We start from the raw sequence: 13,183 nt of genomic DNA on the forward strand, positions 1-13,183 counted from the left end.
TATCTTGACGTTAAGATTCTTTTTGTGAAGATATTCTATGGGTAAAATGTATCATTGCTCAAGTATCAGGAGCCACAGGGAGCGCTATGTCACACGCAATTCGTGCCAAATCACTATTTTTTGTCGTTATTACCGTCATGTTACTGGGACTTAACCTCCGGCCGGTGCTGGCCGGTATTGGGCCGTTGTTGTCACGGATTCAGGCGGATACCGGCATGGGGGATACGCAGGCGGGCTTGCTGACAACGCTGCCTGTGTTCGCGATGGGGATTTGCGCCTTGTATGGTGGATGGTTGCAGGCCCGGGTGGGTGAATACCGGGGGATCGGGATAGGCATTGTCGGCATTGCGGTTGCCAGCCTGCTACGTTGTTGGTTAACCGGTACCGCCGGGTTACTGCTGACCGCGGCGTTAGCGGGTATCGGTATTGCGTTGATTCAGGCATTGATGCCGTCGTTTTTGCGTCGTAGCTTCAGTCAACAAAGCAGCCGCCTGATGGGGTTGTACACCACGGCGATTATGGCGGGTGCCGCGCTGGCTGCAGCCAGTGTCTCTCCGCTGGCGGATGTGATGGATTGGGACGGTGCGCTGGCAATATGGGGCGGTCTGGCTACGCTGGCTGCCGTGGCCTGGATGATCACTGTATCGATCAACCCAATGCCAAATAACGCACCGCACACGAAGGCTGTTACCACATTGTCGCGTAGCCGGGCGTGGGCGTTGATGATCTTTTTTGGTATCGGCACTGCCGCTTACACGCTGGTGCTGGCCTGGTTGCCGCCTTACTACACCCAGCTTGGCTGGAGTTCGGCCCATAGTGGCCTGCTCCTGGGCGGGCTGACGCTGACAGAAGTGGTGGCCGGGTTGCTGGTGTCGTGGCTTATCAACCATGTTCCTGACCGGCGCTATCTGTTGCTGCCGGTGTTGCTGTTGCTGTTGCTGGGCATGGCTGGCCTGATACTGGCACCGCTGACGCTGGTGCTGCCGATTATGGTGGCGCTGGGGTTGGGGATCGGCGCGTTGTTTCCACTGTCGCTGATTATCGCGCTGGATCAGGTAGACGACCCGCGTCAGGCCGGGGCGCTGATGGGCTTTGTGCAAGGCGGTGGTTATCTGATAGCCAGCCTGATGCCGCTGCTGGCAGGATTTATCCGGCAACACACCAGCGGGCTGAATCAAGCCTGGCTTATCATGGCGGCGGGTGTTGTCGTCTTGATCCTGATGGCACTGCGTTTTGGTCCACGTCATCCGGTTCCGGCATCAGCCTAACGGCGTGAAAACGCCAACTGCGGTGTCAGGAACAGATTACGGAAATATTCCCGTACTGCCTGCATGGCCGGGGTAAACTCGGCGTCACGATACCAGGCCAGCCCAACGCTCATGGGGTGAACCTTATCTTTTAGTGAACGGGTTTCGATACGCCGCCCCTCAAGCGACCAGGGGCGGTACACCAGATCAGACAGTATCGCCACACCTAACCCATTCGCCACCATACTGCGCACCGCTTCCACCGAGCTGGTGCGTAGCATCACCTTCGGGCGGTGTCCGCTTGATTCCCAGTAACGCATCGCACTGTGGTCCGCCTCATCGACGGTCAGCATGATAAAAGGTTCGTCAGCGACATCCGCCAGGCTCACTTCAGCTTTATCACACAAAGGATGCCGACTGGGCAGCCATAAACGTCGCTCGGAATTAAACAGGGTTTCTGAGGTAATTTCCGGGTGCGTGAGGTTAGCCGTCAGCACTAACGACAGATCCAACGAGCGGTCCAGTAACCCCAGTTCGATATCCTGCCGCTCACGTTCGTTGAGGTGCAAGGTGACATGTGGGAAACCGTCAGACAGCCGTTGCAGGTGAAAGGGCAGGAAGTAGCCCATGACCGTGTAGCTGGCGGCGATATTCAGTGAACCACTGATCCGGTTGTCAGTTAACGGGATGTTCATGGCGTCGTTCACACTGCGCAGCACCGCATAAGCGTGATTCAGGAAGTAACTGCCGTTTTCCGTCAGCGTCATACCGTGTACCGAGCGCAGGAACAGCGGCTTCCCCAGCAGGTGTTCCAGCTCCTGAATAGCGGAGGTGACCGCCGACTGCGAAATGTTGAGATGAATCGCCGCCTGTGAGATTTGGCCCATCTCGGCGGTGGCGATGAAGTAGCGGATCTGACGCAATGTGACCATGACCGTTTCCTTATCGATGAGCGTTCTGTTTTTCAGATAGTGAGTGTTCTGAAAATACGTCTTTCCGAATGGAAAATTGTAGTTCTATATTATTTTTAAACAAAACCATCACAAATAAGAAATAACTATGAAATATGAAATCGATCTGAATTCCGATATGGGCGAAAACTTCGGTCCCTGGAAAATAGGCGATAACGTTGACCAGGAGATTATGTCTTATATCAGTTCGGCCAATATTGCCGCTGGATTTCACGCAGGCGATCCTTCAACGATATGTCAGACCATCGAATGGGCTAAAGCGTGTGGTGTGGCGGTGGGGGCCCATCCCGGATTTCGCGATCTGGTTGGTTTTGGTCGTCGGCATATTCATAGCCAGCCGCAGGAAGTGGTCAATGACATTCTGTATCAGCTTGGGGCGGTGCGGGAATTTACCCGACTGCATCAATTACCGTTACAGCATGTGAAACCACACGGCGCGTTGTATATGCATCTGGCCCGCGATCAGGTTGCCGCGCAACAGTTTGTGGAAGCGTTACACCGGCTGGACCCGGAATTGCGGTTATTTTGCCTGCACGGCTCGTTGGTATGGCAGGAAGCGAAAAAGCTGCAACATCCTGTTATTTGTGAGTTTTATGGTGACAGGGAATATGACATCAGCGGTTCTATCGTGTTTACTCGCCGGGTCGGTACGCTAGACCCAACGGCGGTGGCAGCGAAAGTCGTGCGCGCGTGTGTTGAAGGCAAGGTCACGACGGTTGATGGCGAGGATATCGCAGTCGAGTTTGATTCTATCTGTATTCATAGTGATACACCCGGTGCGTTGTCATTAATTAAGGCCACGCGAGAAGCATTGAATGACGCCAATATCCACGTGCGCTCGCCATTGAAAAATAGTTTCAATCATCGGTAATCAATCAATAAATATAAGGGTTAAAGATAATGAAAACATATGAAGTGTGTTCCCCTTTGCCGGGTATTTTCTATCGTCAACCTGCCCCGGACACCCCGGTGTTTATTGAAGAGAATACCCCAGTGACGGCGAATAGCGTTATTGGCCTGGTCGAAGTGATGAAACAGTTCAGTGAGATTTATGCGGAGCAGGCAGGGGTATTAGTCTCGTTTTGTGTGAATAACGGTGATGCGCTGGAACCGGGGCAGGTTATAGCCATCATAAAAATCGATGAATAACGGTAAATCTACCCTATAACCTCATTATTACGTCATCAGGAGGACCACAACGATGCGTCAGCCGATCAAAAAATTGCTTATCGCTAACCGTGGGGAGATTGCCGTACGCATTATTCATGCCGCACGCAGTCTGGGGATCACCTCGGTCGCTGCCTGCAGCGAAGCCGACATCGATTCATTGCCCGCGCGTCTGGCGGATGAAACGGTATTGTTGGGGCCGGCGCGTGCTGATCAAAGTTACCTGAATCAGGCCGCGTTGCTCAAGGCCGCTCAGGATTGCGGTGCCGATGCGGTCCACCCGGGATACGGTTTTCTGTCGGAGAATGCGGCATTTGCCGACGCGGTGGAACAGGCGGGGCTGGTGTTTGTCGGCCCGACGGCGGACACCATTCGCCTGATGGGGGACAAGGCAGCTGCGCGGCGCACAGCACAGGCTGCCGGGGTACCGGTCGTTCCCGGTTCCGGGGTGCTGTCATCATTGGAAGCGGCGTTGCAGGCGGCGACGGAGATTGGCTATCCACTGTTGATTAAGGCTGCCGCCGGTGGCGGTGGGCGTGGTATTCGGGTGGTGAATAACGAGGATGACCTGAAACGGGAATTGCCGATCGCCCAAAGTGAAGCGAAAGCGGCATTTGGATGTGGCGATGTCTATCTGGAGCTGTTTATCCGTCATGCCCGCCACATTGAAGTGCAAATTCTGGGGGATGGCGAACGGGCGGTACATTTGTATGAGCGTGAATGCTCGCTGCAACGCCGACGTCAGAAAGTCTTTGAGGAAGCGCCTTCATCGGCATTATCACCAGAACAGCGTGACGCGCTGTGCCGTAGCGCATTGCAGCTGGCGCAGCAGTTGCACTATCGCAGCGCCGGTACGCTGGAATATTTGTTCGATACCGAGCGAGAGCAGTTCTATTTTATCGAAATGAATACCCGCATTCAGGTCGAACACCCGGTTACCGAGCGGGTAACCGGTGTTGATCTGGTGCAGTGGATGTTGCGTATTGCCAGTGGTGAACCCCTTGCGCTGCGTCAGGAAGAGATTGCCTTACGCGGGCATGCCTGCGAAATGCGAATTAACGCGGAAGATCCGGCGCGCAATTTCTTTCCTTGCCCCGGTGTGGTGACCTCGCTGAGCTGGCCGCAGGGCCCCGGTATTCGTATCGACAGCCATGTGTTCAGTGGTTACCGGATTCCACCTTATTACGACTCGCTGCTGGCGAAAGTGGTGGTATCAGGGGCGGATCGCTCACAAGCGCTGGCCCGTGCTGAACAGGCGCTGCGCCAGCTACGGATCGATGGGATAACGACCACGCAATCGTTACACCAGTGGTTGCTGGCTGACCCTCGCGTGCGGGCTGGGCGCTTTGATACCACTTCGCTGGAAAACTGGCTACAGGCGCGGGAAGCCGACGCGCTACCGCTGACGAGGGAGGCCTGAGATGACGTTCCCTGAAATCAGGTACACCTTTGGTGGCGATGAGCACTTGTTTGCTGAAATTGACGAAGCGATGTCGTTGGGGGCGTTCTTCCGTGGGCTGGCGATGACCCGGGCGCTCGAACAGCAGGCGTTGCCCGGTGTACTGGATATTTGCCTGGCCAACGCATCGTTTCAGGTGCGTTTTAACCCGGACCTCATCGCACCGCAGGCGCTGCTGGAACAGGTGCGGCAAACCGAGAGTCAGGCGCAAACGATGACGGTGCTCGACACACGCATCATCGAAATTCCGGTGTTATACAACGACCCCTGGACACACGAGACCCTGATGCGGTTTCGCGATCGCCATCAGGACCCCAGCGCTACTGATCTGGAGTACGCCGCTCGCATCAACGGTTATCAGGATGTGGCGGCGTTTATTGCCGCGCACAGCGGTACACCGTGGTTTGTGTCGATGGTGGGGTTCGTGGCGGGATTACCGTTCATGTTCCAAATGGCAGAGCAGGCACAACAGCTTCAGGTACCGAAATACCTGCGTCCGCGCACTGATACCCCCAAACTGTCGTTGGGGCATGGTGGCTGTTTCGGCTGCATCTACTCGGTACGCGGGGCTGGTGGCTACCAGTTGTTTGGCGTGACACCAGCACCGATTTACGACCCGGAGCAGCGGCTGGACTATTTGCAATCGTCGATGGTGTTTTTCCGTGCGGGCGACATCGTGCAGTTCAAGCCCATTGATCTGGCTCGTTACGAACAAGACGTGCAGGCGGTGGAAGCGGGCAGCTTCAGCCTGCGTATTCGCCCGGTCACGTTTGAGCTGGATAAATTCCTCGCCGACCCGGTGGGTTATAAACACTATCTTCAGGGGGTGCTGTATGCAGCGCAATAGTGGGCCACTATCGGGTGGGCGAGTCAACGTTATCCGGCCTGGGCTTGCCACCTCGGTACAGGATACCGGGCGCGAAGGGTATTACCATCTCGGTATCCCGCCGTCCGGTGGGTTAGACCAGTATTCACTGCGGCTGGCAAACCTGCTGGTGGGAAATCCGGCACAGGCAGCCGTGCTGGAAATGACGTTGCTGGGGCCGGAATTACAGTTTGAAGACGATGCTGTGGTGGCGGTGTGTGGCGCGCGCATGTCGCCGTTGCTGGATGGCGACGCGATGCCGATGGATACCTCGTTTGCAGTGCGGGCCGGTCAGGTGTTGCGATTTGCACCGGCAACAGCAGGCTGTCGTGCCTATCTGGCGGTAGCCGGGGGCGTGGCGGTACCTGAGGTGTTGGACAGCCGTTCGACTTATGCGCTGGGTGCGCTAGGCGGTTATCAGGGGCGGCGGCTGGCGGCCAATGATGTTTTACCGATAGGGGTACCAACTCGTCAGGTGAACCCCGGTGTGACGGTGCCTGCGGATTGCCTTCAGCCGCTGGATAAGCAGGTGACGCTGCGCATGGTCACTGGCTTGTATATTCATCGGCTCACTCCCGCCGCCGTCGAGCAGTTCTTCGCTGATAACTGGCGGGTTGGCACCGAGGCGGATCGTATTGGTTATCGCCTGAAAGGTGGTGCACCGTTAGCGTTTGAGCCGCGCACGCCCCCCTTTGGTGCCGGGTCAGACCCGTCTAATATCGTTGATGCCTGTTACCCCATCGGCTCGGTACAAGTGCCGGGCGGGTTGGAGCCGATTATTTTGTTGCGAGACGCGGTATCCGGTGGAGGGTACATGACGTTGGGCACGGTGATCAGCAGTGATCTGGACCTCATCGGGCAGTTACAACCCCATTACGGCGTTCGCTTTACGCCGGTATCGCTGGAGGAGGCGCTGCTTGCCCGCCAGCACTATCGCCACCGCCTTGAGCGGCTGGAACATCTGTTAGCGCACTGATTTCAGACAGCCCCGCCAACTCTCACCCCCGCGCCAACGCCAGGGCAACGGTGGCGGCGGGGCATGTCTGATTATACCGAATGCATCATTGACCGTGCAGTATTCCTGCCACGGCGGGTGTGTTCGGCCTGAAAACCTGCGACAGCAGGTTCATCAACGTCAACAACGATACATCAATGACAGGTCTGTGGAGGGTGTATGGCTGAAATATCCGGAGTACAAGGGGAGGTGGTGACGCCTGCCGATACGGTGTCTGGCGCAGAGCGCATGGGCAAACTCTCGCTGACCATGGCCTGGTGGGCGGTGTGCAGCGCTATTTTTTACATTGTGGTCGGTGCATCGCTGGCGCTGAATTACGGTGCGCGCAATGCCATCATCGGCATGGTGCTCTCCGTGGTGTGTTACGGTGTGATCAACGCGGTGATTAGCCGTTTTGCCATTCGCAGCGGCCTGTCGGTGGCGGCGTTTTCCGGCCAGTTATTCGGTCAGGCGGGGTCAGCATTGGCGACGCTGATTTTTTTCTCTACCGCGATTTATTACGCCGTGTTTGAAGGCTCGGTGATCGCGTTTGCTATCAATCACCTGTTTCCCGCGCTGGATTATCGCTGGGCGGCGTTACTGGTGGTGCTCTACAGCGTACCGTTGATCTTCGGCAGCGTGCAGCATTGGCTGGATAAATTCAATGGCGTACTGTTGCCGTTTTATCTGTTAGGTCTGGCGCTGACGGTTGCGGTGTCTATCCAGCATTATGGCTATCAGCCGCAATGGTTGTCGTTTGGCCCGGCGTCACCGCCTGCCAATGGCTGGTGGAACTGTTTTACCTACTATATGGGGGTGTGGATCCTGATGATGTACACCTTTGATTATGCCCGGTTCGGCCGTCAGGAAGACAGTCAGTATCATGCGCGCATTAACTTCGGTATGCCGTTCTATCTGATCACCTTCCTGCTCAATGGCGCGGTGGGTATTTATCTGGTGAGTAGTTTTGCCCAGCAAAATGGCGTCAGTGAAACCGCTGTCGTGGTTAATATCCTTAATCTGCTCGGTTTCTGGGGATTACTGTTTGTGTGGGTGACACAAACACGTATCAATACCGCCAACTATTATCTGGCTACCGTCAACATGCAGGTGTTTTTTGACCGACTGTTTCGATTGCGCCATCGCAAGATTGTCTGGGCCTGTGTGGTGGGCGCGGCGGTATATGGCCTGATGCTAGCGGATGTCTTTGCCTATATTTTGCAGGCGCTGGCCTATCAAGGGGTGTTTGTGGTGGCGTGGGTTGGTGTGGCGCTGGCGCATATTCTTGGTCACCGCACGCTACCGGCCACGACGGCGATACGTGCATTTAATCCGACCGGCCTTATTGCCTGGCTGCTGAGCGTGATTGCCGGGGTAGCGTTGATGCATGGCAGCGCGCTGTTACAGTCATTTTCCGCGCCAGTGACTTTTGTGGTGGCGCTGGCGCTCTATCGGGTATTGCCGGATAGCCATCGCGTTCGGGGATAGTCGCCGCGCTTGAGCATGCCGTAACGCCTTAATCACGTAAACCAGGAAATCGTGTAAACCAAGTGTACCGGGGCAGGGACGCCCACACCTTTCTATTGGTCGATTTCCTATTGGTCGATTTCTTGACTAATCCCCTTGAAAAAATCGGATACGGATCTATATGAAGAAGTGAAAGCAAGACAATGCTGTTGCCTTGCGGTTTGCACTTTTGAATGTGTATCACGATATATTCAGGAGGTTAACCATGGCATTCAAAACTGTGTCTTTATTTCCGGCGTTTACCGATTCACTGTTCTCTGATCGTTTCAACCGCATCGACAGGCTTTTCAGCCAGTTGACGGGAGATACGCCGCTTAGTGCGACACCATCCTACGATATCCGTCGTCTTGACGACACCCATTACGGCATTACGGTGAGTGTGCCGGGCTGGCGCGAAGAGGAATTGGAGATCAATACACAGGGTGGTCAGCTCACCATTAGCGGCAAACACAGTGAAGACGTACCGGAAACGTCGCAACATCAGGAAGGCTGGCTCTACCGCGGGATCAATCGTACGGATTTCAGCATCAGTTATTCGCTACCGGAGCATGTCAAGGTGGAAGGCGCACATCTGGAAAACGGGTTGCTGACTGTCAACCTTCGGCAGGATATCCCGGAAAGCGAAAAACCGAAGAAGATCGCCATTGAAAACCGTAACCCACAAGCGTCTAAGGCGCTGGAGCACGCCCATTAAGCGGTGTGTGCCACCATCGTTACGCTGTGTAGCCCCGAGAATATCGGGGCTTTTTATTTTTCAAGTTTTTGTCCGATTTTTCTGTTAGATATAGCAACAGCTGCCGGATAGTGAGGGCGGAAAGGGCGGACGTGTGACGTGCCGAATAGCAAACCGATAACCGAACATCATCAATATGGCCTTACTGATAAAAGCGGCGCTGGGCGCACTTGTGGTGGTTTTGATTGGCCTGCTGGCCAAAACCCGTAATTACTATATTGCCGGGCTGGTGCCACTGTTTCCGACCTTTGCGTTGATTGCGCATTACATCGTGGGAACGGAGCGTGGTGTGGAAGCGTTGCGCGCTACAATTCTGTTTGGTATTTGGGCAGTAATTCCTTATCTGGTGTACCTGATATCGCTCTATTACTTTACCGGTGTGATGCGTCTGCCCCCTGCGCTGTTACTGGCGGTGGTGTGCTGGGGCCTTTCGGCCGCGGTATTGGTCAAAGTCTGGAGTGTCTATCATGCTGGATAAACCCACATGTTGGATAAACCCACATGTTGGATAAACCAGCACGTCGGATAAACCCGTGTGATAGCCGTGTTGCTGCGAGAAGAAGAGCCCGGTGCTCAACACCGGGAGCGCGATATTACAGGTCGTCTTTGGTGATGCCCCGGCTGGCTGGTGCCGCCGTCGGACCGGCGCTGACACTGTTTTCAGCGTTATACACCAGGTAGATATTCTTCTGACTATCGATACCGTTGTCGAACACCAGCGTAATCGTGTTCTTGTCGAACCGGGCGGTGACGCGGGTATTGGGCTTGTTCATGAAGGTATCCACATCGTTGGCGGACAGCGGTGCCGTCATGCCGTATTTGCTTTTTAACCCTTCGATGACGCTTGGTAGATCGGCCATTGTGATAGAGATAGCCATACGGTTGAATTTGTCATTGTTGAAACTGAAAATCGCCTGGGTTTTCTTATCGGCAAAACTGAAATCAGGGCAGATGTACACCGTCTGGCCCATGATCGTCTCCGGGCCGCGCAATGAACAATTCGCCTGTTGCCGGATAGTGGCGGCGGAAGACCCAAATTTCAGGTTTTTGTAGCCATCGGCGGCGGATGCCGTCAACGGCAGCAGCGACAAGGCAATCGCCAGCAAAGGGGTATGTGGCTTGTTCATGTGAACCCTCGTGATTGTGTTGCTATGGTGTTGTATTGCTATAGTTATTGCACTGCTATGGTAATGAGCCTTGCACCTGATGAACCGTATGGGCCTGGCGGTAATAATGAGGCCTATCTTACGTCGACTGACGGATTCTCTGAACGATTTATTTGCTTATGGCTTGATGCCGGTGGCATGACTCAACGGTGATCCCAGGGGATCAGCAATAACAGCAGTTCAATCACCACGACAACAATCAGCAAGGCAATCAGTTTCTTGCGCCATAACCAGTCATCAAACCTCATGGTGTTTCCTGTGTTATACCTCGTTGGCTTAATCTAGCGCTTGCTGTCGCACGTTACGAGTCTGTGCTGGAATTAATGGGTGCGTTGCCAAAGTCCCGTCGGTGTCGTCAACCAGTTGTAGATAACCGTGCTGTGTTAGTCGTTTTTTCGCTAATCTTATATGATTTACGCGCTTTGGTAAGTCTATTCCCTGGTGCAATATTCGGATTTTTATCATTCCGGGGAAAGAGAACACAATGCGTAATCGGGCATTTTCAGCGTGGGCGGCGGTCGTGATACTGTCGCTGGGTATCAGTGGTCAGGCTGCAGCGGAAACGACAGCCAGCGCGGATGGTAATCTGATCATCGGTATCACCAGCGGCGACCCGCTGGTGATGAACCCGCTGTATGCCAGCGACCGAACCACACTCACTATCATGCAGGCGCTGTATTCGCCGTTGTACAGTTATAATGACGGCAAGGTGGAATGGGGGCTGGCGCAAAGCCTGACACCATCGGCCGACAATCTGTCCTACACATTGACACTTAAACCCGGTCTTAAGTGGCAGGATGGGCAGCCAATCACGGCCGATGATGTGGTGTTCACGTTCAATAAGCTACTGGATGAGAAGCAACATAGCTTTTTCCGCAGTATGTTTGTGTACAACAACCAGCCGGTGTTAGTCAGCAAGGTGGACAACCTGACGGTGAAGTTTACATTGCCGCAGGTCAGTGCCGCTTTTGTCGGTTCGCTGGTGCAGATTTACCCCATCCCTCAGCATGTCTTTGCCACAGAAGACGATTTGTCGAAGAGCGCCAAAAACGATGCACCGGTTGGTTCCGGCCCGTTCAAATTCGGCGAATACCGTTCCGGTCAGTATTACGCGTTGAGCCGTTTTGATGATTACTGGAACGGCAAACCGAAGCTTGAGACTGTGACGTATCGCTTCGCCAGAGATGCCAACGCGGCGAGGCTGGCGATGCAAAATGGCGAAATCAATCTTAAGCTGATCGATCCACAGGATGTCAGACAGCTCAAGGCCACCGGCCGTTTTGATTTCATTATTTATCCGGAAGGCCGTCTGGCTTACATGGTGTTCAACCAGAACCTCGACAGTATGAAGAACAAGGCGTTGCGTCAGGCGATCGCCTATGCCATCAACAAAGATGAACTGGTGCAGACAGCGTTTACCTCACTGGATTACGCCAAACCCGCCAATTCAATCCTGACACCGGATACGCTTTACCAGACCGGGGATGTCGAGGCGTATTCTTACAATCTTGATAAAGCCAAAGCCCTGTTCCGTGAGTCCGGCCAACCGCAAGGGTTGACGCTGCGCCTGGCTTACATCAATACCAACAAGACCCAGGAGAGCATGGGGCTGTATATCCAACAGAAACTCAAAGATATCGGTATCAATGTGGAATTGCTGCCACTGGACGCCAACGCCATGTCGCAAAAAGGTCGTGACAAGAACAACACGGCTTACGAATTGAGTCTGGGCGGGTACATCATGGGGTCCGAACCAGACGGCTATAAGTCGCTGTTCATGAGTAATGAGGATTACAACTACGCGCACTACAAAAACCCGGCGTTTGACGCGCTGTGGGACAAGGGGGCGATTGAAACCGATACTGTGCGGCGCGCCGCTATCTACCAGGATATTCAGCGGACGGTAGCGAACGACATGATCTGGTATCCGATCGCCTACACCAACGCGGTGGTGGCGATAGACAAACGCTTTGGCGGTACGCAGGAGGCTGAGCCGAAACCGGTCTACTTGTTCCAGGATTTGTCGAAAATCTATCAGAAATAATCGCTACGGTTGCCCGCAGCGATGTGGACAACCGCTGCAACACCTACGGAAGGCTCATGGATAACATGGTGGTGCGTCGGCTTGGGCAACTGTTGCCGATGCTATTTTTCATTTCACTGGTGTCGTTTCTGCTGGTGAAACTGGCACCGGGCGATCCGGTACAGGCGTATATCACGCCGCGTATGAGCCAGGATGACATCGAACGGGTGCGTCATAGTCTCGGATTAGACCGGCCATTGGCGATGCAGTACCTCTTGTGGCTGAAAAACGTAGCGCAGGGCGATCTGGGTTATTCGATGATTTCTCACCGCCCGGTGCTGACCCTGATTGCGGAGAGGCTGCCAGCGACGCTCGGCCTGATGGGCATGTCGCTGCTGCTGGCGGTGTTGCTAGCCATGCCGCTGGGCCTGCTGGCGGGCGCGTTTCGCCACCGCTGGTTGGATCATGTGCTCAATCTGGTGGCATACATTGGTATTTCTGTGCCGATTTTCTGGTTCGGCATTCTGTTGATCATCATTTTTTCGGTTCAGCTCAACTGGTTGCCAAGCATGGGAATGCGCACTATTGGGGCGGCGGATTCATGGCTTGACGTCGTGCGGCATGGCGTTCTGCCGTGCGTGGCGTTGACCTTTTATAACCTGTCGAGTTATGTCCGTTACATCCGTTCTCATACCATCACTCAACTCTCCGCTGACTATGTGCAAACGCAACTGGCGTATGGCGCGACGCGTGCTCACATCCTGTTTCGGCATGTACTGAAGAACGTGATGTTGCCGGTTATAACCTTGTTCGGTTTGTCGTTTTCTGAACTGGTGGTAGGTGCCTACGTGACGGAGAGCGTGTTTTCCTGGCCGGGAATGGGATTGCTGGGCCTTCAGTCTATCACGTCGCTGGATTACCCATTGATCATGGCAATGGTGATGTTGTCGGCGGGCATGCTGGTTATCGGCAATCTGCTGGCGGATATGCTGTATCGCGTGATTGATCCGCGCATCAGAGCAATGAGGTAA

At 54.5% G+C, this 13,183-nt stretch carries 13 protein-coding genes; 11 read left to right on the forward strand and 2 right to left on the reverse strand.

The features are described 5' to 3' along the window. Nucleotides 1-86: 86 nt before the first annotated feature. On the forward strand, nt 87-1,268 hold the full coding sequence (locus LF929_RS08470; protein WP_038908290.1) for a CynX/NimT family MFS transporter: 1,182 nt from the start codon (nt 87-89) through the stop codon (nt 1,266-1,268). Here LF929_RS08470 and LF929_RS08475 read toward each other — a convergent pair. Further along, nucleotides 1,265-2,179, reverse strand: coding sequence for a LysR family transcriptional regulator (locus LF929_RS08475; RefSeq protein WP_038908289.1), 915 nt, complete (start codon nt 2,177-2,179; stop codon nt 1,265-1,267). The genes LF929_RS08470 and LF929_RS08475 overlap by 4 nt on opposite strands. 127 nt (nt 2,180-2,306) lie before the next feature. On the opposite strand from LF929_RS08475, the gene LF929_RS08480 reads away from it, so the two are divergent. The 8 genes from LF929_RS08480 (at nt 2,307) to LF929_RS08515 (ending at nt 9,441) form a co-directional block, all read left to right on the forward strand. Next, the gene (locus tag LF929_RS08480; protein ID WP_210177109.1) at nt 2,307-3,089 is read left to right on the forward strand and encodes a 5-oxoprolinase subunit PxpA; all 783 of its coding nucleotides are present in this window, start codon (nt 2,307-2,309) and stop codon (nt 3,087-3,089) included. Between the two features lie 29 nt (nt 3,090-3,118). Further along, entirely contained in the window at nt 3,119-3,367 is a 249-nt protein-coding gene (locus LF929_RS08485; RefSeq protein ID WP_019845612.1) for an acetyl-CoA carboxylase, read from the forward strand. A 52-nt stretch (nt 3,368-3,419) separates the two neighbouring features. After that, nucleotides 3,420-4,805: an acetyl-CoA carboxylase biotin carboxylase subunit gene (locus LF929_RS08490; protein ID WP_210174909.1), complete on the forward strand. Its 1,386-nt coding sequence runs from the start codon at nt 3,420-3,422 to the stop codon at nt 4,803-4,805. Nucleotide 4,806: 1 nt separating this feature from the next. Then, entirely contained in the window at nt 4,807-5,691 is an 885-nt protein-coding gene (locus tag LF929_RS08495; RefSeq protein ID WP_019845610.1) for an allophanate hydrolase subunit 1, read from the forward strand. Beyond that, nucleotides 5,678-6,685: a biotin-dependent carboxyltransferase family protein gene (locus LF929_RS08500; protein ID WP_210174908.1), complete on the forward strand. Its 1,008-nt coding sequence runs from the start codon at nt 5,678-5,680 to the stop codon at nt 6,683-6,685. Before LF929_RS08495 ends, LF929_RS08500 begins: the two co-directional genes overlap by 14 nt. Before the next feature lie 198 nt (nt 6,686-6,883). After that, entirely contained in the window at nt 6,884-8,191 is a 1,308-nt protein-coding gene (locus LF929_RS08505; protein ID WP_210174907.1) for a cytosine permease, read from the forward strand. 244 nt (nt 8,192-8,435) lie between these two features. After that, nucleotides 8,436-8,924, forward strand: a complete 489-nt coding sequence (locus LF929_RS08510) for an Hsp20 family protein (RefSeq protein ID WP_023639924.1) — start codon at nt 8,436-8,438, stop codon at nt 8,922-8,924. A gap of 175 nt (nt 8,925-9,099) precedes the next feature. Then, complete coding sequence (locus tag LF929_RS08515; protein WP_023639923.1) at nt 9,100-9,441, forward strand: GlpM family protein; 342 nt, start codon at nt 9,100-9,102, stop codon at nt 9,439-9,441. 115 nt (nt 9,442-9,556) lie between these two features. On the opposite strand, the gene LF929_RS08520 is transcribed toward LF929_RS08515, so the two are convergent. After that, complete coding sequence (locus LF929_RS08520; protein ID WP_210174906.1) at nt 9,557-10,090, reverse strand: hypothetical protein; 534 nt, start codon at nt 10,088-10,090, stop codon at nt 9,557-9,559. 523 nt (nt 10,091-10,613) lie between these two features. Between LF929_RS08520 and LF929_RS08525 the strand changes: the two genes are divergently transcribed. Continuing rightward, nucleotides 10,614-12,173 (forward strand): ABC transporter substrate-binding protein, encoded by a 1,560-nt coding sequence (locus LF929_RS08525; protein ID WP_210174905.1) that lies wholly within the window; start codon nt 10,614-10,616, stop codon nt 12,171-12,173. A 56-nt stretch (nt 12,174-12,229) separates the two neighbouring features. Beyond that, complete coding sequence (locus LF929_RS08530; protein ID WP_038908279.1) at nt 12,230-13,183, forward strand: ABC transporter permease; 954 nt, start codon at nt 12,230-12,232, stop codon at nt 13,181-13,183.

Source organism: Dickeya oryzae (genome assembly GCF_020406815.2).
Lineage (GTDB): Bacteria > Pseudomonadota > Gammaproteobacteria > Enterobacterales > Enterobacteriaceae > Dickeya > Dickeya oryzae.

Excerpts from the sequence above, each read along its gene's own strand:
- LF929_RS08530 (WP_038908279.1), top strand. The coding sequence starts at position 12,230 with ATGGATAACATGGTGGTGCGTCGGCTTGGGCAACTGTTGCCGATGCTA.
- LF929_RS08475 (WP_038908289.1), bottom strand. The coding sequence starts at position 2,179 with ATGGTCACATTGCGTCAGATCCGCTACTTCATCGCCACCGCCGAGATG.
- LF929_RS08490 (WP_210174909.1), top strand. The coding sequence starts at position 3,420 with ATGCGTCAGCCGATCAAAAAATTGCTTATCGCTAACCGTGGGGAGATT.
- LF929_RS08505 (WP_210174907.1), top strand. The coding sequence starts at position 6,884 with ATGGCTGAAATATCCGGAGTACAAGGGGAGGTGGTGACGCCTGCCGAT.
- LF929_RS08500 (WP_210174908.1), top strand. The coding sequence starts at position 5,678 with ATGCAGCGCAATAGTGGGCCACTATCGGGTGGGCGAGTCAACGTTATC.
- LF929_RS08480 (WP_210177109.1), top strand. The coding sequence starts at position 2,307 with ATGAAATATGAAATCGATCTGAATTCCGATATGGGCGAAAACTTCGGT.
- LF929_RS08470 (WP_038908290.1), top strand. The coding sequence starts at position 87 with ATGTCACACGCAATTCGTGCCAAATCACTATTTTTTGTCGTTATTACC.
- LF929_RS08510 (WP_023639924.1), top strand. The coding sequence starts at position 8,436 with ATGGCATTCAAAACTGTGTCTTTATTTCCGGCGTTTACCGATTCACTG.
- LF929_RS08515 (WP_023639923.1), top strand. The coding sequence starts at position 9,100 with ATGGCCTTACTGATAAAAGCGGCGCTGGGCGCACTTGTGGTGGTTTTG.
- LF929_RS08485 (WP_019845612.1), top strand. The coding sequence starts at position 3,119 with ATGAAAACATATGAAGTGTGTTCCCCTTTGCCGGGTATTTTCTATCGT.
- LF929_RS08520 (WP_210174906.1), bottom strand. The coding sequence starts at position 10,090 with ATGAACAAGCCACATACCCCTTTGCTGGCGATTGCCTTGTCGCTGCTG.
- LF929_RS08525 (WP_210174905.1), top strand. The coding sequence starts at position 10,614 with ATGCGTAATCGGGCATTTTCAGCGTGGGCGGCGGTCGTGATACTGTCG.
- LF929_RS08495 (WP_019845610.1), top strand. The coding sequence starts at position 4,807 with ATGACGTTCCCTGAAATCAGGTACACCTTTGGTGGCGATGAGCACTTG.